The organism is Micromonospora sp. ATA51 (assembly GCF_016802855.1).
GTDB lineage: Bacteria > Actinomycetota > Actinomycetes > Mycobacteriales > Micromonosporaceae > Micromonospora > Micromonospora sicca.
This window is the reverse complement of record NZ_JAEVHJ010000127.1, coordinates 1-17,448: the sequence shown is the minus strand read 5'-3', so window position 1 is coordinate 17,448 and position 17,448 is coordinate 1. Positions and strand designations below refer to the sequence as shown.

The following is a 17,448-nucleotide window of genomic DNA, read 5'->3' as shown; positions in this document are numbered from 1 at the left end:
TGCGGACGCTGCGCCTGGCCCGGTTCGGCGACAACATGCGCGACGTCGCCGTCACCGAGGGCGACAAGGTCGAGGCGCAGCTGCGCTTCGGGGTCTCGGACGGGTCGCCGTCGCCGCCGTTGCGGCGCTGCGGCAGCGGGTCGATCGGCTGGCCGTTGGAGGCCCGCGGCGTGAACGAGTCGCTGCCGTTGATCCCGCTGGCACCGGTGAGGTCCGACCAGGCGGGCATCGAGCGCCCCCCGCCGGTCGTGGCGGGTCGAACGGGCGACCACCGAGGGTCACCTGATTGCCCGACTCGCCGGGGCGCGGGGCCGGCGGCGTGGCCGGGCCGTTGCCCAGGGCCGCCAGGGCGCCGAAGGCGGGAGCCGGGCCGACCTGCTGGGGGCCACCGAAGGCCGGCGCCGGGCCGGTCGCCGCCGGGAGCGCCGGGGGCTGCTGCCCCGCCCGGAGAGGGCGCGCGGCACCAGGACGGAGGTGGGCAGTGTGACGTCGGCGACGGTTCCCCGGTCGGCGCCGGGCCGCAGGTCGACCTTGACGCCGTGCCGGGAGGCCAGCCGGGCCACCACGACCAGACCCATCATCCGGGAGACGGCCACGTCCACCTGCGGCGGCGTGGCGAGCCGCTCGTTGAGGTCACGCAGTTGCTCGGCGCTGATGCCGATGCCCCGGTCCTCGACGTACAGGGAGGCGCGGTCGCCCACCCGCCGGGCCTCCACCATGACCTGCGAGTCCGGCGGGGAGAAGGCGGTGGCGTTGTCGAACAGCTCGGCGACCAGGTGCACCAGGTCGTTGACCGCGTGCGCGGCGACCTCGATGTCCCGGTCGATCACGCCGAACTCGATCCGGGTGTAGTGCTCGACCTCGGACTGGGCGGCGCGGAGCACGTCGATCAGGGCGGCCGGCTCGCGCTGCACGCGGGTCGAGTCGGCGCCGGCGAGGACCAGCAGGTTCTCGTCGTTGCGGCGCATCCGGGTGGCGAGGTGGTCGAGCTGGAACAGCTCGGCCAGCCGGTCCGGGTCCTCCTCGCCGCGCTCCAGCCGGTCCAGGTGACCGATCAGCCGGTCGACGAGGATCTGCGAACGGCGGGCCAGGTTGACGAACATCGTCGCGACGGAGGCGCGCAGCGCGGCCTGCTCGGCGGCGGTCCGGACGGCCTCCAGGTGGACGGCGTTGAACGCCTCGGTCACCTGGCCGAACTCGTCCTTGCTCCGGACGGGCAGCGGCTCGGCGATCTGGTTGGCCAGCTGCACCGGGGAGAGCTGCCCGGTGACCTGCGGGTCGCGCAGCCGGGCCACCGCCTGCGGCAGGCCGTACTGGGCCACGGAGAGGGCGCCCTGCCGCAGGTCGCGCAGCGACCGGGCCATCGAGCGGGCGACCAGGTACGCGAAGAGGATCGCCAGCAGCAGCATGCTGAGCAGCAGGCCGGTCTCCAGGAAGACCTGGCGCTGCACGTCGGAGCGGAGGTTGTCGGCCTCGCGGACCACGTTGCCGTCGAGCCTCTGCTCGACCGTACGGAGCAGCTTGGCGTTGGCCACCATGGCCGCGTCCCACTGGTCCGGCCCGAACTGGGCGTCGGCCAAGCTGCCGCTGGTGTTGCTGCTGATGAACCGCTGGTAGGCAATCGACTCGCGCAGATCCGAGCCGGAGACCGTCTGGTCGTAGAACTCGGAGTCGGCCGGGTTCGCGACCGCCTTGAAGCTCTCGAGCGCCTGCGAGTCGCCGACCGTGCTGGCGATGAACTGCTCACGCAGGTTCGGGGTGTACTCCCTCTTCTTCTGCACCAGGACCTGGTGAATCACGACACGGCGCTGAGACAGGTACTCCTTCTGCCGAGCGACCGCGGTGGCGGCCCGCATCCGGTCGCTCAGGTCGTTGTCACCGGCGAGCTGGGTGGCCGAGTCCCGAACCGAGAGCAGCTCGGCGATCAGGCCGGAGTACGAGCGCAACGCTTCGGTGAGCTTGAGCTTGCCGTTGGAGACCTGGCTGCGGGTGCCGGGTAGGCCGGTGAGGCTGCCGTCGATGTTGTCGAGCAGCGAGTTGAAGTTCGCCGGCAGGCCGTCGATCTCCAGCCGCTGCTGCAGGTACGGCGCCTTGGCCTGGTCGACCCGGGAGTTGGCCCGGTTGTAGGCCTCCTGGTACTGGGCCTTGGTCTGCACCTCGGTCGAGCTGACGAACAGCACCGCGGAGGTCCGCTCGTCCTGCAGGCTGTCGATCAGGTCATCCGAGTAGCCGATCAGGTTGGCGAGGTCGCCGGCCCGGTTGGCATTGTTGAGCGTCTGCAGGTGGTCGACCAGACCAGTGGTGCCGACCACGACCGTGGCGATGGTCGGCACGATCATGATCAGACCGAGCTTGGACCAGATCGGCATGTCGCGGAGCCGGCTGGCCGGCCGGCGCAGACGCGACAGGAAGGAGCCCGCCGTCTTTGGCCGTTTGCTCACGTCACCGCCCTCGCATCACAGCGTCCGCACGTTGCCCTGGGCAACGGCGAGCGACCGACCCGGCGGGTCGACCTCCGAGATTCCATCACGCCGGTCCGCAAAGAGAAAGCCCAGGTTGTCCCTCGCCGGAGGTGTGATGAGATGTTGATGCAATTTGCTAGCAATCCGTCTGTACGGAGTTACGCGAAGTAATGGAACATCGCCACCGTGTCGTCCTGCTCGCCGGCCCTTCCGGCTCCGGAAAGTCGTACATAGCGCAGCGAACCGGGCTTCCTGTCCTCTGTTTGGACGACTTCTACAAGGACGGCGACGACCCTACGTTGCCGCGTCGCAACGGACAGGTCGACTGGGAGTCCCCCAGATCCTGGGACGCCGAGACGGCGGTGGAAACAATCGCCCGACTGGCCCGGTACGGCAAGGCCGAAGTGCCGGTTTATGCGATCGGCGCGGACCGACGGGTGGCCACCCGGCCATTCGATGTCGCCGAATCGCCACTTTTCGTCGCCGAAGGGATCTTCGCCGCCGAGATCGTCGAGGAGTGCCGCCGGCGTGGCCTCCTGGCCGGGGCGTACGCGCTGCGCCGGCCGCGCGGGGCGACCTTCCTCCGCCGGCTCGCCCGCGACCTGTCCGAGCAGCGCAAGGCACCCCGGGTGCTGCTGAGCCGCGGGGTGGCCCTGCTCCGCGCCGAGCCGGCGGTGCTGCGCCGGCAGACCGGCCTGGGCGCCGAGGCGGCCGGGCCCGGGAGGTGCTGCACCGGGTGGCCGCCCTGCTCGCCGCCCACCCGCACCAGCATCCGTGATCAGCCGATCAGCTTCCCGTACGCCGGCTTGATCACCTCGTCGATGATCTTCAGCCGCTCGTCGAACGGGATGAAGGCGCTCTTCATCGCGTTGATCGTGAACCACTGGAGCTCCTTCCAGCCGTAGCCGAAGGCCTCCACCAGCAGTGCCATCTCCCGCGACATCGACGTGCCACTCATCAGCCGGTTGTCGGTGTTGACCGTCACCCGGAACCGCAGGTCCCGGAGCAGCCCGATCGGATGCTCCACGATCGAGGGGGCGCGCCCGTCTGCACGTTCGACGACGGGCACAGTTCCAGCGGGATGCGCTTGTCCCGTACGTACGCGGCCAGCCGGCCGAGCACCGGCTCCGGACCCGCGACGATGTCGTCGACGATCCGCACCCCGTGGCCGAGCCGGTCGGCGCCGCACCACTGGATCGCCTGCCAGATCGACGGCAGGCCGAACGCCTCGCCGGCGTGGATGGTGAAGTGGAAGTTCTCCCGCTGGAGGTACTCGAAGGCGTCCAGGTGCCGGGTGGGTGGGAAACCGGCCTCCGCGCCGGCGATGTCGAAGCCGACCACCCCGGCGTCCCGGTGCCGGACGGCCAGCTCGGCGATCTCCTGCGAGCGGGCGGCGTGCCGCATCGCGGTGAGCAGGGTGCCGACCCGGATCGGGGTGCCCGCCTCGGCGGCCTGCGCGCTGCCCTCCACGAACCCGGCGACGACCGCCTCGACCACCTCGTCCAGGGTCAGGTTCTGTGCCAGGTGCTGCTCCGGCGCGAACCGGACCTCGGCGTAGACCACCCCGTCGGCGGCCAGGTCGAGCGCGCACTCCCGGGCGACCCGACGCAGCGCGGGGGCGGTCTGCATCACCGCCACGGTGTGCGCGAACGTCTCCAGGTAACGCTCCAACGAGCCCGAGTTGGCCGCCGCCACGAACCAGCGGCCCAGCGCCTCCGGGTCGGTCGTGGGCAGCTCGTGGCCGACCTCGGCGGCCAGCTCGACGATCGTCGCCGGCCGCAGACCGCCGTCCAGGTGATCGTGCAGCAGCGCCTTCGGGACCTTGACGATGTCCTCGTACCGGATTGCGACCATGCTCAGACATTAGTCACCGGCGGCCGCGGGACGGGACGGGACCGGGGCCGGGCAGGTCAGGGCGCCAGCCGTACACCCGCTCGACCGAGAGGCGGACCACCAGGCGACCGTCGGCCACCATGGCGGCGCGGTACTCCGCCCAGTCGGGGTGCTCACCCCGGATCCGCCGGTAGACCTCCACCAGTTCCTCGACCGTCGCGTCGTCGGCGGCCGCGGCCGGCGGGGTGAGCGTCACCGTCCCCTCGGCCACCGCGTACGCCCCGCCGTCGGCGGTGGTCACGTGGAAGCTGGCCCGGGGGTCGCGGCGCAGGTTGCGGATCTTCGCCCGGTCGCCGGTGGTGGAGCAGCGGATCAGCCCCGGCTCGGCGAGGTAGTCGACGTTGGACAGCTGCGGCCGGCCGTCCCGGCGCAGGGTGACCAGCACTCCGCGCCCCCGCTCGCCGAACAGCTCCCACAGCCGGGCGCTCACGCCGCCACCCGCAGCGGCGCCAGGGCGACGGTCAGTCGGGCGAGTTGGTCGAGCATCAGCTCGGCCGCGTCGTCGCGCCCGGGGTCGGGCCGCAGCTCGCCGCCGGAGTCCAGCGCCTGCCGCAGGAAGACGGCCACCGCCTCGTTGACCGGCACCATGTTCAGCGTGGTGACCACCTGCTTGATCATCTGCATCGCGCGCAGGCCGCCTGAGGTCATGCCGTAGCTGACGAAGCCGACCGGCTTGTGCCGCCACTCGTGGTAGAGGTAGTCGATCGCGTTCTTGAGCGGGGCGCTGAAGCCGTAGTTGTACTCCGGCATCACCAGGACGAAGGCGTCCGCCGCAGCGGTCGTCTCGCTCCACTCGCGGGTGTGCCGGTGCAGGTAGTTCCCCTCGGACGGGTGGTGCGGCTCGTCGTGGAAGGGCAGCCCGACCTCGGCGAGGTCGACCAGGCGTACGTCGTCGAAACCGCCGTGCCGGAGGGCGGCGCCGGTGAACCAGTCACCGATCCGCCGGCCCACCCGGCCGGGGCGGGTGCTGGCGACGATCACGTTGAGGCGGGGCATGGCGGGGCCACTCCTGTCGGGGCGGGCCGGCCGGGGGCCGGCACGGCGAGTCGGGGGATGAGGAACTGGGCGAGCGGTCCGATGCTCAGCGCATAGAGCAGGGTGCCGACGCCGACCGTGCCGCCGAGCAGCCAGCCGGCGGCGAGCACGCCCAGCTCGATCACGGTGCGGACACGACCGATCGGCAGGCCGCGGGCGGCCAGGCCGGTCATCAGCCCGTCGCGCGGGCCGGGGCCGAGCCGGGCGCCGAGGTAGAGGGCGGTGGCGACCCCGTTGAGCAGGACGCCGAGGAGCAGCAGGCCGACCCGGACGGGGAGCGCGTGCACCGGCGGGAGCACCGCCAGCACCGCGTCGAGTGCCACCCCGACCAGCCGCGACGTTGGCCACGGTGCCCACGCCGGGCCGCTGCCGCAGCGGCAGCCAGAGCAGCAACACCACCAGCGCCACGCCGTTGACCACCAAGCCCAGCGGCAGGCCGGTCCGGTCGGCCAGGCCCTGGTGCAGGACGTCCCAGGACGACAGCCCGAGGTCCGCGCGGACCATCAGCGCCACGCTGGCGCCGAACAGGGCCAGGCCGAGCAGGAGGCGGACCAGCCGTACGGGCAATCTGGTTGACATGTCACCGACCGTAGGGCGGTTTCAGTGACATGTCAACAACTGGGTTAGGATCGTCGGCATGGAGGCCCCACGATGGCTGGACGAGCGGGAGGAGCGGGCCTGGCGCGGCTACCGCCGGATGCGCCGCCTGCTCGACCTGGAACTGGCCCGCGAGCTGGCCCAGGACGCCGGGCTCTCCGAGCCGGACTACGACGTCCTGTCCGACCTCTCCGAGACGCCCGACCAGCGGCTGCGCCTCAGCGAACTGGCCGACCGGATGCTCTGGTCCCGCAGCCGGCTCTCCCATCACCTGACTCGGATGCAGCAGCGCGGGCTGGTCACCCGGGAGGAGTGCGCGTCCGACGGTCGCGGCTCGGTCGTCGCCCTCACCCCGGCCGGGCGGCAGGCCATCGAGGCGGCCGCCCCAGGGCACGTGGCGGCCGTCCGCCGGCACCTGATCGACCTGCTCACCCCCGAGGAGGTCGAGGCGCTCGGCGCGCTGACCCACCGGGTGGTGGACCACCTCACCGCGCCGATCGGGCCGGCTGGCGATCCGCCCCGCCGGGTCGCTCCGACATCCGCCGGTCCGGAGGTCTGACGTGGACCCCCGCATCCTCGACCGGCTGCGCTGCCCGGTCTGCGGCGACCCGCTGGCGGAGGTCACCGCGGGCACCGCCCGCGCGCTGCGCTGCCCGCGCCGGCACAGCTTCGACATCGCCCGCCAGGGGTACGTCAACCTGCTCGCCGGTCGCGCCCCGCACGCCGGGGACAGCGCCGAGATGGTCGCCGCCCGCGCCGACTTCCTCGCCGCCGGCCACTACGACACCGTCGCCGCCGCCCTCGCCGCCACCGCCGCCCACGTGGTCGACCGGATCAGCGCCGCCCGCGGCGCGCCGACCGCCCGCTCCGCACCCACCGACGCGCCGGCGATTGGCGACGAGCGCCGCGTGGGCGGGTGCACCGCAAGGGGCGACGAGGAACTGCCGGCCGACCTCCCGGGGCCGGACGTCGGGGCGTACCCCCTGGTGGTGGATGCCGGCGCGGGCACCGGCCGGTACCTCGCGGCGGTGCTGGCGGCGCTGCCGAACGCCGCCGGTCTGGCCCTGGACGTCTCCAAGCCGGCGCTGCGCCGGGCGGCCCGGGCCACCCGCGCGCGGCCGCGGCGCTCGCCGACACCTGGCAGCGGCTGCCGCTGGCCGACGCCTCCACCGCCGTGCTGCTGAACGTCTTCGCCCCGCGCAACGGCGCCGAGTTCCACCGGGTGCTCGACCCGGCGGGCGCGCTGCTGGTGGTCACCCCGACCGAGGACCACCTGGTCGAACTCGTCGACGCCCTGGGCCTGCTCAGGGTGGACCCGGCCAAGGCGGACCGGGTCGCCGGCAGCCTGGCCGGGAACTTCACCGAGGAGTCGACCGAGCTGCACCGCGCCCGGCTCGGGCTCACCCGCACAGAGGTGGCCACCCTGGTCGGGATGGGCCCGAGCGCCTGGCACACCGACCCGGCCCGGCTCGCCGAGCGGATCGCCGGCCTGCCGGAGCCGGCTCCGGTGACGCTCTCCGTCCGGCTGGGCGTATACCGGCCGCGCTGACCCCGGTCAGGTGGAGAGGTCGACCTCTTCCCAGCCGGGCGGCTCGTCGTGGTACGGGCCGCGGAGGACCACCGCCCACTCCAACGCCCACCGGCGCTGCCCGATCGCGTTCGCGTCGACCAGCCCCGGCAGCATCCGGCCGGCCCGCTCCGTCTCCAGGTACGCCCAGTCCAGGCAGTAGTGCAGGTCGAGCAGGGCGGCCGCGTCGGCGGGGTGCTGCGGCGCAGCCAGGATCCGGGACCGCCACTGGGCGAAGGTCTCCCCGCCGGCGACGTGCGGCATCCGCTCCACCAGCCGCTCGTCCACCGGCACCGTCGGGTCGAGCTCCTTGGTCAGCCCGAGCACCCAGGACAGCGAGAACAGCGCGTCGTGGTGCAGCACGAACGACCGGTGGTCACCCTTGCCGCCCATCACGAACTGCCACTCCGGCGGCGTCACCTGCTCCACCAGGTGCGAGGCGAGCAGCCAGCTCATCGCCGCCTGCGGGGGCATCCCGAAGCACCGGGCCAGGATCAGGTGCAGCACCGCGATCCGGGCCTCGATCTCGACGGTGGGGCGCAGCTCGATCTCGTCGCCCGGCTCCCACACCAGCGGGAACTGGGTCGGCGGAAGTGGCAGACCCAACCGGGACAGCTCGTCGAGGCTCGCCTCACGGACGGCCCGGGGATCGGGGGCGGGTACGCGCACGGCTCAGGTCCCTGTCTGCTCGCATCGGCTCATCGCCGGTCTGTCCCCCCTGGGCAGGGAGAATAGCGGCTCCAGGGGGCCGGCACCACGGCACCGCCGGCCGGAGTTGATCAGCCGATGCGCTCGATGACCAGCGGCGACACCGCCGGCGCCTCCGGCGCGATCCGGACCGCCCGCGCCGCCTCGGCGAGCGCCGCCGGGATCCGCTCCGCGTGCTCGGCACGCAACTCGTAGAGGGGGTCGCCGGCGCGTACCGGGTTGCCGGGGCGCTTGTGCAGCACCACCCCGGCCGGGATGCTCACCGGGTCCTCCTTGCGGGCCCGCCCGGCGCCGAGCCGCCACGCGGCCACCCCGATGGCATACGCGTCGACGGAGGCGACGAAGCCGTCCTCGGCGGCGCGGACCACCTCGACCTCGCTGGCGGTGGGCATCGGCGCGTCCGGGTCGCCGCCCTGCGCCCGGATCATCGCGCGCCAGACGTCCATCGCCCGGCCGTCGCGCAGCGCCGCCTCCGGATCTGCGTCCGGCAGGCCGGCCGCGGCCAGCATCTCCCGGGCCAGCGCCAGGGTCAGCTCCACCACGTCCGCCGGGCCGCCGCCGGCCAGCACCTCGACCGACTCGGTCACCTCGACCGCGTTGCCGATGGTCAGGCCGAGCGGGGTGGACATGTCGGTGAGCAGCGCGACCGTCCGCACGCCGTGCGCGCCGCCCAGCTCGACCATGGTCCGGGCCAGCTCGCGGGCGTCGTCCACGGACTTCATGAACGCGCCCGAGCCGACCTTCACGTCGAGCACCAGCGCGCCGGTGCCCTCGGCGATCTTCTTGCTCATGATGGAGCTGGCGATCAGCGGGATCGCCTCGACGGTGCCGGTGACATCGCGCAGCGCGTACAGCTTGCGGTCCGCCGGGGCCAGCCCCGGGCCGGCCGCGCAGATCGCCGCGCCGACGTCGCGGAGTTGGGCGATGAACTCGTCGTTGGTCAGCGCGGCCCGCCAGCCGGGGATCGACTCCAGCTTGTCCAGGGTGCCGCCGGTGTGGCCCAGCCCGCGCCCGGAGAGCTGCGGCACCGCGCCGCCGCAGGCGGCGACGAGCGGGGTGAGCGGCAGGGTGATCTTGTCGCCGACGCCGCCGGTGGAGTGCTTGTCCACGGTCGGCCGGGACACCGACGACAGGTCCAGCCGTTCGCCGCTGGCGATCATCGCGGCGGTCCACCGGGCGATCTCCGGCGCGCTCATGCCGCGCAGCAGGATCGCCATGGCCAGCGCGGACATCTGCTCGTCGGCCACCAGCCCCTTGGTGTACGCGTCGACCACCCAGTCGATCTGGCCGTCGCTCAGCACACCCCCGTCCCGCTTGGCCCGGATGACGTCAACCGCCCTAAAAGCACTCACCTTTGAGTTCCCATCATTGACTCGCGTCGGGTGCACTGAACCACGGCCGTGACCACCGAGGGCCGGGGCCGACCGTGACCGGCGGAGGGATCAAGCCGGATCGCCCGGAGCCGGGCACGGTCGGCCCCGGCCCCCAAGCTCAGCCACCCCAACGGACCGGAATCTCCATGGGAGGTTCACCCTCTCCAGCCCAGAAGATCGCGCCCGACGCGTCGACCACCACCACGCGGGGCGTACGGGCCAGCCCCCAGGTGACCGCCTCCGCCGGGTCCTCCCAGGTCGGGCCCTCCTCCAGCACACCGGTCTCGGCGCCCTCGGTGTCGCCGGCGGACCGCTCCCAGTACGCCGTCCAGACCTGCTGGCCGGCGGAGAGGTCCGGGTGGACGAAGACCGTGCCGCGCCCCCGCCAGGCGGCCAGCCGCTCCGGCACCACCGGCACCGGCGTCTCGCCGACCACGGCCTCCAGGTCCTCCACGCCGAAGGCGTGCGGCAGCAGCTCGGCCATCCGCAGCGGCCGGCCCTTCGTCTCGACCAGGCACTCCGGGCCGCCGTGCTCCCAGAGCAGCTGCCGGCACCGGCCGCACGGCATCAGCGGCTCACCGGTGGCGTCGACGCAGGACATCGCGACCAGCCGGCCACCGCCGGTGGCGTGCAGCGAGGAGACCACCCCGCACTCGGCGCAGAGGGTAACGCCGTACGCGGCGTTCTCCACGTTGCAGCCGACCACCACCCGGCCGTCGTCGACCAGGGCGGCCGCCCCCACGGGGAACTTCGAGTACGGCGCGTACGCGTGCCGCATCGCCTCGGTGGCCGCGGCCCGCAGCCGCTCCCAGTCGATCTCGGTCATCCCACCATTCTGCCCAAGTCACCCCGGTCGAACGCGGGAAGGGGTACCCCTGTGTCAGTCGACACCCGGAACGACCGTGCCCGGCCGGGAATCCCCCGCCGGGCACGGATCGATCAGGGGCTCAGCCCTTGATGTACGGCTTGCCGTCCGCGGCCGGCGCCCGCACTCGGCCGACCAGCCCGGCGACCGCCAGGATCGTCGCCAGGTACGGCAGCATCGCCAGGAACTGGCTGGGGATGCTGCTGCCGATCGCGCCGAGGTAGGTGGCGAGCTGGTCGGCGAAGCCGAAGAAGAGCGCCGCGAGCAGCGCGCCGGTCGGGCTCCACCGGCCGAAGATCAGCGCGGCCAGGGCGATGAAGCCCTTACCGCCGATCATGTTCTTGGTGAACGAGTAGAACGCCAGGGTGTACGAGGCGCCGCCGACGCCGGCGACCAGCCCGGCCATGATCACGTTGCGGTAGCGCAGGCGCAGCACCCGGACCCCCAGGGTGTCCGCGGCGGTCGGGTGCTCACCGACCGACCGGGTCCGCAGCCCCCACCGGGTCCGGAACAGCGCCAGGTGGATGACCAGCACCAGCAGCAGGCCGAGGTAGAGGAAGATGTTGCCGCGGAACAGCGCCGGGCCGATCAGCGGGATGTCTTTCAGCAGCGGGATCTCCCAGTTGCCGAACCGGGGGGCGGTGTTGTACTTCTCCGCGTTGATCTGCATCAGCCGCTCGTAGAGGAAACCGGTGACCCCGACCGCGAACAGGTTGAGCACGGTGCCCATGATGACCTGGTCGACCAGGTAGCGGATCGCGAAGACGGCGAGCAGCAGCGAGATGAGCGCGCCGCCGACCGCCGCGGCCAGCAGGCCGACCCATACGTTCTGGTAGATGCTGCCGAAGAGCGCCCCGCTGAACGCCCCCATCAGCAGCTGACCCTCAATCGCCACGTTGACCACGCCGGTCCGCTCGCAGAGCACGCCGGACAACGCACCGAAGATCAGCGGCAGGGCCAGGATGAACGTACCCCGGACGATGTTGACCAGCGGCATGAAGTTGCGCCCCTCGGGGGCGGCGGAGACCTGCCAGCACAGGAAGCTCAGCACGAAGGCGACCAGCCCGACGCCGAGCACGAGGGTGAACCAGCGCTTCGGCACCCCGGCCAGCAGGGCGCCGCCGGCCGCGGCGGCGACGAGTCCGAACAGGATGGCGCCGAAAGTGCCGGTGATCTCCAGGGCGGCACCGCCCTCGGTCTCGCTGAGGGTGAACCGCGCCTGCTGGCCGGTGGCGAGCGCGCCGAAGAGCACGGCGGCGAGCACGCCCAGCGCCAGCAGAACGGCGCCGGCCTTGCGGTTGCGCGTCCAGAAGCCCACGTCGACGGTGACGGCGACGTCGGGGACAGCGATGGTCGACATTGCCTTACCAGCCCTTCGCCAGGCTCGTCTGCAACCGGGCCGCGCGGGCGGCCCGCAGCTGGAAGATCGCCTTTACCAGGGCCGGCGCGGCGACGAAGATGACGATCAGCGCCTGGAGCACGGTGACCAACTCCAGCGAGATCCCCGAGTACGACTGCATCCGGTTGCCGCCGGCCTGCAGCGCGCCGAAGAGCAGCGCGGCGAGCAGCACGCCCCACGGCTTCAACCGCCCGAGCAGCGCGACCAAGATGCCGTCGAAGCCGATCTGCGCGACCACCTCCGGGGTGAGTGCGTTCGCGGTCGAGCCGAGCACCATGTTCGAGCCGCCGAGGCCGGCGAGCGCGCCGGAGATCACCATGACCAGCACGTACGCCTTCGTGACACTGATGCCGGCGGTCCGGGCGGCGTCCGGGTTCTCTCCGACCGCGCGCAGCTCGAAACCGACCGTCGAGCGGTTGAGCAGCCAGGCGGTGAACCAGGTGGCCAATACGGCCAGCAGGATGCCGGAATGCACCCGCAGGTCGCTGCCGAGCAGCCGGGGCAGCTGGGCGGAGGACTCGACCGGCTTGCTGATCGCGTCGGCGCGGGTCGGGCTGTGCACCCCGGGCTGGATGATGATCCAGGCGAGGAAGTAGACCGCGACGTAGTTGAGCATGATCGTGGTGATCACCTCGTGGGCGCCGGTGCGCGCCTTGAGGATGCCCGGGACGAAGCCCCAGATCGCGCCGCCGGCCGCGCCGGCGATCAGCGCGACGAGCAGGTGCAGCACCGGCGGCAGCGGCAGCGCGAAACCGGCGACCGCGGCGAGGATGACGCCGATGGTCGCCTGGCCCTGGGCACCGATGTTGAACAGGCCGCCGCGGAAGGCGAGGGCAACCGCGAGGCCGGTGAAGACCAGCGGCGCGGTGTAGGTGAGCGTCTCCGAGATCGGGCTGAGCGAAGCGGTGAAGCCGGACGCCTGCGGGTCGAAGATCGCGCCCTTGAACAGGTTCGCGTACGCCTCGCTGACCACCGTCCAGCTGGAGCTGATCGCGTCGGCCGGCCGGGCGGTGATGTAGCTGTAGGTGGCCAGCACCTCCGGGTCGGAGACGATGATCAGCACCGCGCCGACGAGCATCGCCAGGACCACCGCGAGCACGGTGACGGTGACGGTGTTGGCGGCCCAGAGGTTGTCCAGGAACAGCCGGCCCAGCGAGGGGCGGGGCTGCCCCTCGGGCCGCTTCGGGGCGGTGGCGGTCGTCGCCGCGCGGTCGGTGTTGCCGACCGCGTTCTGCGCCGCCTGCGACTCGGTCGCCGGCTCCTTGTCCGGGGAGCCCGACACCGGGTTCGGGTTGGTCATGCCTCGTCCTCGTTACCAGGGCCCTCGGGGGCCGGGGCCGCCGCGGCGTCGGTCGTCTCCGGGGTGATGCCGGCCATCAGCAGGCCGATCTCCTCGCGCGGGGTGTCCGGGCCGACGATGCCGATGATCCGGCCCCGGTACATCACCGCGATCCGGTCGGCGAGGCCGATCACCTCGTCCAGCTCGCTGGAGACGACCATGACCGCGGTGCCGATGTCCCGCTCGCGGATCACCCGGCTGTGGATGAACTCGATCGAGCCGACGTCCACGCCCCGGGTCGGCTGGGCGGCGATGAAGAGCTTCAGCGGCCGGGACAGCTCCCGGGCCACGATCACCTTCTGCTGGTTGCCGCCGGAGAGGGTGCCCACCGCGGCGTCCGCCGAGGGGGTACGCACGTCGAACTGCTCGATCCGCTCCTTGGCCGACTTCGCGATGGCGTCCGGCTTCAGCGACAGGCCCTTGCCGAACGGCGGCCGGTCGTAGATGTCCAGCACCAGGTTCTCCGCGACGGAGAACTCCTTGACCAGTCCGTCGACGCTCCGGTCCTCCGGCACGTAGCCGACCCCGGCGCGGAGCACCTTCTTGGTCGGCCAGCCGTGCACGGCCTCGCCGTCGAGGGTCACCGTGCCGGCGAGCACCGGCCGCAGGCCCATGATCGCCTCGATCAGCTCGGTCTGGCCGTTGCCCTGGACGCCCGCGACGCCGAGGACCTCGCCGGCGTGCACGGTCAGGTCGACGCCGTCGACCGCGCGGATCTGCCGGTCGTCGTCGACGACCAGGCCGGCGACCTCCAGGATCGGCCTGCCGGGGTTGGCGGGCTGCTTCTCCACGGTCAGCCGGACGCTGCGGCCGACCATCAGCGCGGCCAGCTCGTCCCGGCTTGCGGTCGGCGAGGCGGTGCCGACGGTCTTCCCGCGCCGGATGACGGTGATCCGGTCGGCGATGGCCTTCACCTCGCCCAGCTTGTGGGTGATGAAGACGATCGACTTGCCGCCGGCTTTGAGCGACCGCATCACCGTGAGCAGTTCCTCGGTCTCCTGCGGGGTGAGCACCGCGGTCGGCTCGTCCAGGATCAGCAGGTCGACGTCGCGGGTGAGCGCCTTGACGATCTCCACCCGCTGCTGGATGCCGACCGGCAGGTCCTCGATCACCGCGTCCGGTCGACCCGGAGGTTGTACCGCTCGGAGACCTCGGCGACCTCGCGCCGGGCGCGCCGGCGATCCAGGAAACCGGCGATGCCGCCCTTGACCTGCTCGGCGCCGAGCATGACGTTCTCGGCGACGGTGAAGACCGGCACCAGCATGAAGTGCTGGTGCACCATGCCGATCCCGGCCGCGATGGCGTCCGACGGGCCCTTCAGCTTCAACGGCTTCCCGTCGACCAGGATCTCGCCCTCGTCGGGCTGGTAGAGCCCGTAGAGGACGTTCATCAGGGTCGACTTGCCGGCACCGTTCTCGCCGAGCAGGGCGTGGATCTCTCCAGGCTCCACCGTCAGGTCGATGTGGTCGTTGGCGACCAGATCACCGAACCGCTTGGTGATGCCGCGCAGTTCGAGTCTCAGCGCAACCTCCTGGAGTGCGAGCGATGGTGCAGCGTAGCCGCTGCCGCGTCGGGCGCCGAGCCGGCCCGGTCCCGGGGTGGAGCGGATCGGCCGCCCCGGCGGCGCGGGTGTCCCCGCGTACGCCGAGGCGGCCGGATCGTCATACCTGGTGCCCGCCGGCCTCCGCTGCCGATGATCTCACCGCGGCGGCCGGCGGACGGATCACTTGGTCGGCTGGGCCTTCGAGGTGACCGTGATGGTGCCGGCGGCGATGTCCGCCTTGATCTTGTCGACCTCGGCCTTGAGGTCCGCGGGGACCTTGCTGTCGAAGTCGTGGTACGGCGCGATGGAGACGCCGTTGTTGGCCAGGGTGCCCACGAAGCCCGGCTTGGCCTGGAGCTTCTCGCCACCGGCGGCCTTGAGCACGGCCTCCTTCACGGCGTCCGGGATGTTCTTGACCACGGTGGTCAGCAGCGCCGCGCAGTTCGGGGTGCTCTCGCAGCCGTCGACGTCGACCCAGACGACCGAGTACTTGCCGCCTGACTTCTGGGCCGCGTCGGTGGTGCCGAGGCCGGCTCCGCCGGCGACCGGCATGATGATGTCCGCGCCCTGGGCGACCAGCGCGTCGGAGACCTTCTTGCCCTCGTCCTGCTTGGTGAACGAGTTGGTGAAGGAGCCCTTCTGGGTCGCCTTGTCCCAGCCCAGGACCTGGACGTTCTTGCCCTTGGCCTTGTTGTAGTGGGCCACGCCGTCGGCGAAGCCGTCCATGAAGATGGTCACCGGCGGGATCGGCAGACCACCGTAGGCGCCGACCTTGCCGGTCTTGCTCATCCCGGCGGCCAGGTAGCCGGCCTGGAACCCGGCCTGCGCGGTGTCGAACTGCATCGGGTAGACGTTGTCCACGCCCGGGTTGGAGTCGACGATGCCGAACTGCTGGTTCGGGTTCGCGGTCGCGGCCTTCTTGGTGGCGTCCGACATCAGGCCGCCGACGGCCAGGATGAAGTCGCACTTCTGGTTGACGAACCCGGTCAGGTTGACCTCGTAGTCCGCCTCGGCCTTCGACGCGACGTACTTGATGTCGATGTTGTCGTTGGCCTTCTTGGCCTCCTGCAGGCCCTTCCACGCCGAGGTGTTGAAGGACTTGTCGTCGATGCCGCCGATGTCGGTCACCATGCAGGCGCTGTACTTCTTGGCGCCGTTGCCACCGGCGTTGTTGTCGTCCTTGGGGGCCTCACCACACGCGGCGGCGCCCAGCACGAGCCCACCCGCCACGAAGGCGGAGGCGATCCGCATCCCACGCACAGAGCGCAAGACGTCTCCTTCCCATTGCACACCGCATTTCCAGCGGTGGCAGCCCTTGAGCCGGCCTGCGCTTGCCGCCGGCGTCCCACGTTACGGACGGGAGCGTACGCCCGCGCCCACCCACCGGCCGACAATCGTGCACGAACGTTGAGTGCCTGTTATCCCTACGTAACCCGGGCGTGGGGCAGATCACCATTCGTGCCGCTACCGTGCCGCGGCGGGTGTCGCGAACGTCCGTTTTCCGTGGCCTTTCCGCTGCTGCCGACGCTACCGCCAGAAGACCGCCACCGCCGCGTTGACCAGGGTCAAGCCGATGATCGCGAGAAAATGGCCACGGTTGACCGACTCCCGCTTACGGGAGAAGAAGACCATGACAAAGATCAGCAGGGCGAGCACCAACTTGGTAACAAGTTTGGCGGGTGCCGGCTCGTCGCCGTCCCGCAGCGGGGCGGCGAGGCCCAGGCCGGTCAGCAGACCGATCACCGAGCCCCACAGCATGGCCGCGTTGATCCGCAGCCGGCCGCTGGCGTACTGGGCGATCGAGCCGCCGAGCAGCAGCGCGAACCCGATCAGATGGACGTAGAGAAGTACCAGCCGAAGAGCTTCCACGGCGGCCATCCTCCCCTATCAACGACGGTTTGTAGTAGGCGGCCCGCCGAGCCGAGCTCATACCGTGACCTCGGCCGGCCGCCGGCCCGGCACCGTCCCGCGGGCCGCCCGGACCGACCGGTGCCGACCGACCGCCACCAGGGCGACACCGAGCAGCGCATAGCCGGCCAGCACCGCGAGGGAGCGACCGGTGCCCGCCCCGTCGAAGAAGGCCGCCGAGCGGAGTAGCGTCCCGCCGGCCCCGACCGGCAGGAACTGCCCCACCGTGCCCCACGGCTGGGGCAGCAGCTCGGGTGCCGCGCCGACCGCGGAGAGCGGGTTGCCGACCAGGAAGACCAACAGCGCGCCGAGCCCGGTGCCGGGCGCGCCGAGCAGCGCGCCGAGGCCGGCCACGATGCCGGCGGCGGCCAGCGCGAAGAGGCCGATCGCCCCCGCCTCCCGCCACCAGGAGCCGTCGACCAGGCCGAGCCAGCCGTGCAGCACGGCGGCCCCGGCCAGGCCGGCGAGGACGCCGTAGCAGAGCAGCCCGACCAACCGGGCGCCCCGGCGGGTGACCAGGAAGGCGAGCAGGGCCCCGGCGAGCATGCTGGTCAGCGCGAGGGGCAGGAAGCCGGCGGCGAACCCGGCGCCGCGCGGGTCGTCCGGGTCGGCCGGGACGACCGGGACGACGGGCACCGGCCGGCCGGCGGAGAGCTGGGCCGAGGCCTCGGTGGAGCAGCGCGGCGACCGTGGGCTGGCCGGCCGGGCGGTGTGGCAGGGCGATCCCGTCGGCCCGGCGACGAAGGCCGCGTACACCTG

The 17,448-nt window shown here is 72.1% G+C and carries 13 protein-coding genes and 5 pseudogenes; 3 read left to right on the top strand and 15 right to left on the bottom strand.

Going from position 1 to position 17,448, the window contains the following annotated elements:
• Positions 1-98 (top strand): annotated as a pseudogene (locus tag JNW87_RS41585) (hypothetical protein); the annotation flags it as partial.
• Here JNW87_RS41585 and JNW87_RS20050 read toward each other — a convergent pair.
• The 5 genes and pseudogenes from JNW87_RS20050 to JNW87_RS20030 all read right to left on the bottom strand — a co-directional run.
• Positions 89-2,441: pseudogene (locus JNW87_RS20050) on the bottom strand (nitrate- and nitrite sensing domain-containing protein); the annotation flags it as partial. The pseudogenes JNW87_RS41585 and JNW87_RS20050 overlap by 10 nt on opposite strands.
• A gap of 799 nt (positions 2,442-3,240) precedes the next feature.
• Positions 3,241-4,316, bottom strand: a pseudogene (locus JNW87_RS20045) (adenosine deaminase).
• Between the two features lie 13 nt (positions 4,317-4,329).
• Positions 4,330-4,785, bottom strand: coding sequence for a PPOX class F420-dependent oxidoreductase (locus JNW87_RS20040; protein WP_109804780.1), 456 nt, complete (start codon positions 4,783-4,785; stop codon positions 4,330-4,332).
• On the bottom strand, positions 4,782-5,351 hold the full coding sequence (locus tag JNW87_RS20035; RefSeq protein WP_238454198.1) for an NADPH-dependent FMN reductase: 570 nt from the start codon (positions 5,349-5,351) through the stop codon (positions 4,782-4,784). The genes JNW87_RS20040 and JNW87_RS20035 overlap by 4 nt, the downstream gene beginning before the upstream one ends.
• Positions 5,333-5,969, bottom strand: a pseudogene (locus JNW87_RS20030) (YitT family protein). The gene JNW87_RS20035 and the pseudogene JNW87_RS20030 overlap by 19 nt, the downstream one beginning before the upstream one ends.
• Before the next feature lie 58 nt (positions 5,970-6,027).
• Here JNW87_RS20030 and JNW87_RS20025 point away from each other — a divergent pair.
• Both JNW87_RS20025 and JNW87_RS20020 read left to right on the top strand, forming a co-directional pair.
• A complete protein-coding gene (locus JNW87_RS20025) occupies positions 6,028-6,546 on the top strand; it encodes a MarR family winged helix-turn-helix transcriptional regulator (protein WP_109805203.1) in 519 nt (172 codons plus the stop codon).
• A gap of 1 nt (position 6,547) precedes the next feature.
• A pseudogene (locus tag JNW87_RS20020) lies at positions 6,548-7,536 on the top strand (putative RNA methyltransferase).
• A 6-nt stretch (positions 7,537-7,542) separates the two neighbouring features.
• On the opposite strand, the gene JNW87_RS20015 reads toward JNW87_RS20020, so the two are convergent.
• The 10 genes from JNW87_RS20015 to JNW87_RS19975 all read right to left on the bottom strand — a co-directional run.
• The gene (locus JNW87_RS20015; RefSeq protein WP_109805201.1) at positions 7,543-8,223 is read right to left on the bottom strand and encodes a DUF4272 domain-containing protein; all 681 of its coding nucleotides are present in this window, start codon (positions 8,221-8,223) and stop codon (positions 7,543-7,545) included.
• A 110-nt stretch (positions 8,224-8,333) separates the two neighbouring features.
• Positions 8,334-9,614 carry a thymidine phosphorylase gene (locus JNW87_RS20010; protein WP_109805200.1) on the bottom strand — a complete coding sequence of 427 codons (1,281 nt, stop codon included), beginning with the start codon at positions 9,612-9,614 and terminating at the stop codon, positions 8,334-8,336.
• Between the two features lie 139 nt (positions 9,615-9,753).
• Positions 9,754-10,461: a cytidine deaminase gene (locus JNW87_RS20005; RefSeq protein ID WP_109805199.1), complete on the bottom strand. Its 708-nt coding sequence runs from the start codon at positions 10,459-10,461 to the stop codon at positions 9,754-9,756.
• 121 nt (positions 10,462-10,582) lie between these two features.
• Positions 10,583-11,860 carry an ABC transporter permease gene (locus JNW87_RS20000; RefSeq protein ID WP_109805198.1) on the bottom strand — a complete coding sequence of 426 codons (1,278 nt, stop codon included), beginning with the start codon at positions 11,858-11,860 and terminating at the stop codon, positions 10,583-10,585.
• Positions 11,861-11,864: 4 nt separating this feature from the next.
• Positions 11,865-13,199, bottom strand: coding sequence for an ABC transporter permease (locus tag JNW87_RS19995; protein ID WP_109805197.1), 1,335 nt, complete (start codon positions 13,197-13,199; stop codon positions 11,865-11,867).
• Entirely contained in the window at positions 13,196-14,350 is a 1,155-nt protein-coding gene (locus JNW87_RS19990; protein ID WP_309233998.1) for an ATP-binding cassette domain-containing protein, read from the bottom strand. Before JNW87_RS19990 ends, JNW87_RS19995 begins: the two co-directional genes overlap by 4 nt.
• Positions 14,347-14,688 (bottom strand): ATP-binding cassette domain-containing protein, encoded by a 342-nt coding sequence (locus JNW87_RS40775; protein ID WP_309233997.1) that lies wholly within the window; start codon positions 14,686-14,688, stop codon positions 14,347-14,349. The genes JNW87_RS19990 and JNW87_RS40775 overlap by 4 nt, the downstream gene beginning before the upstream one ends.
• 273 nt (positions 14,689-14,961) lie before the next feature.
• Positions 14,962-16,032: a BMP family protein gene (locus tag JNW87_RS19985; protein WP_109805195.1), complete on the bottom strand. Its 1,071-nt coding sequence runs from the start codon at positions 16,030-16,032 to the stop codon at positions 14,962-14,964.
• Between the two features lie 276 nt (positions 16,033-16,308).
• Entirely contained in the window at positions 16,309-16,650 is a 342-nt protein-coding gene (locus JNW87_RS19980) for a hypothetical protein (protein ID WP_109805204.1), read from the bottom strand.
• 57 nt (positions 16,651-16,707) lie between these two features.
• On the bottom strand, positions 16,708-17,448 hold a 741-nt coding region (locus JNW87_RS19975), incomplete at its 5' end, for an ABC transporter permease (protein WP_238454197.1).

Bases quoted from the DNA above. Each gene is read 5' to 3' on its own strand.
- JNW87_RS20035 (WP_238454198.1), bottom strand. From the start codon at position 5,351: ATGCCCCGCCTCAACGTGATCGTCGCCAGCACCCGCCCCGGCCGGGTG.
- JNW87_RS20025 (WP_109805203.1), top strand. From the start codon at position 6,028: ATGGAGGCCCCACGATGGCTGGACGAGCGGGAGGAGCGGGCCTGGCGC.
- JNW87_RS20005 (WP_109805199.1), bottom strand. From the start codon at position 10,461: ATGACCGAGATCGACTGGGAGCGGCTGCGGGCCGCGGCCACCGAGGCG.
- JNW87_RS20000 (WP_109805198.1), bottom strand. From the start codon at position 11,860: ATGTCGACCATCGCTGTCCCCGACGTCGCCGTCACCGTCGACGTGGGC.
- JNW87_RS19995 (WP_109805197.1), bottom strand. From the start codon at position 13,199: ATGACCAACCCGAACCCGGTGTCGGGCTCCCCGGACAAGGAGCCGGCG.
- JNW87_RS19985 (WP_109805195.1), bottom strand. From the start codon at position 16,032: ATGCGGATCGCCTCCGCCTTCGTGGCGGGTGGGCTCGTGCTGGGCGCC.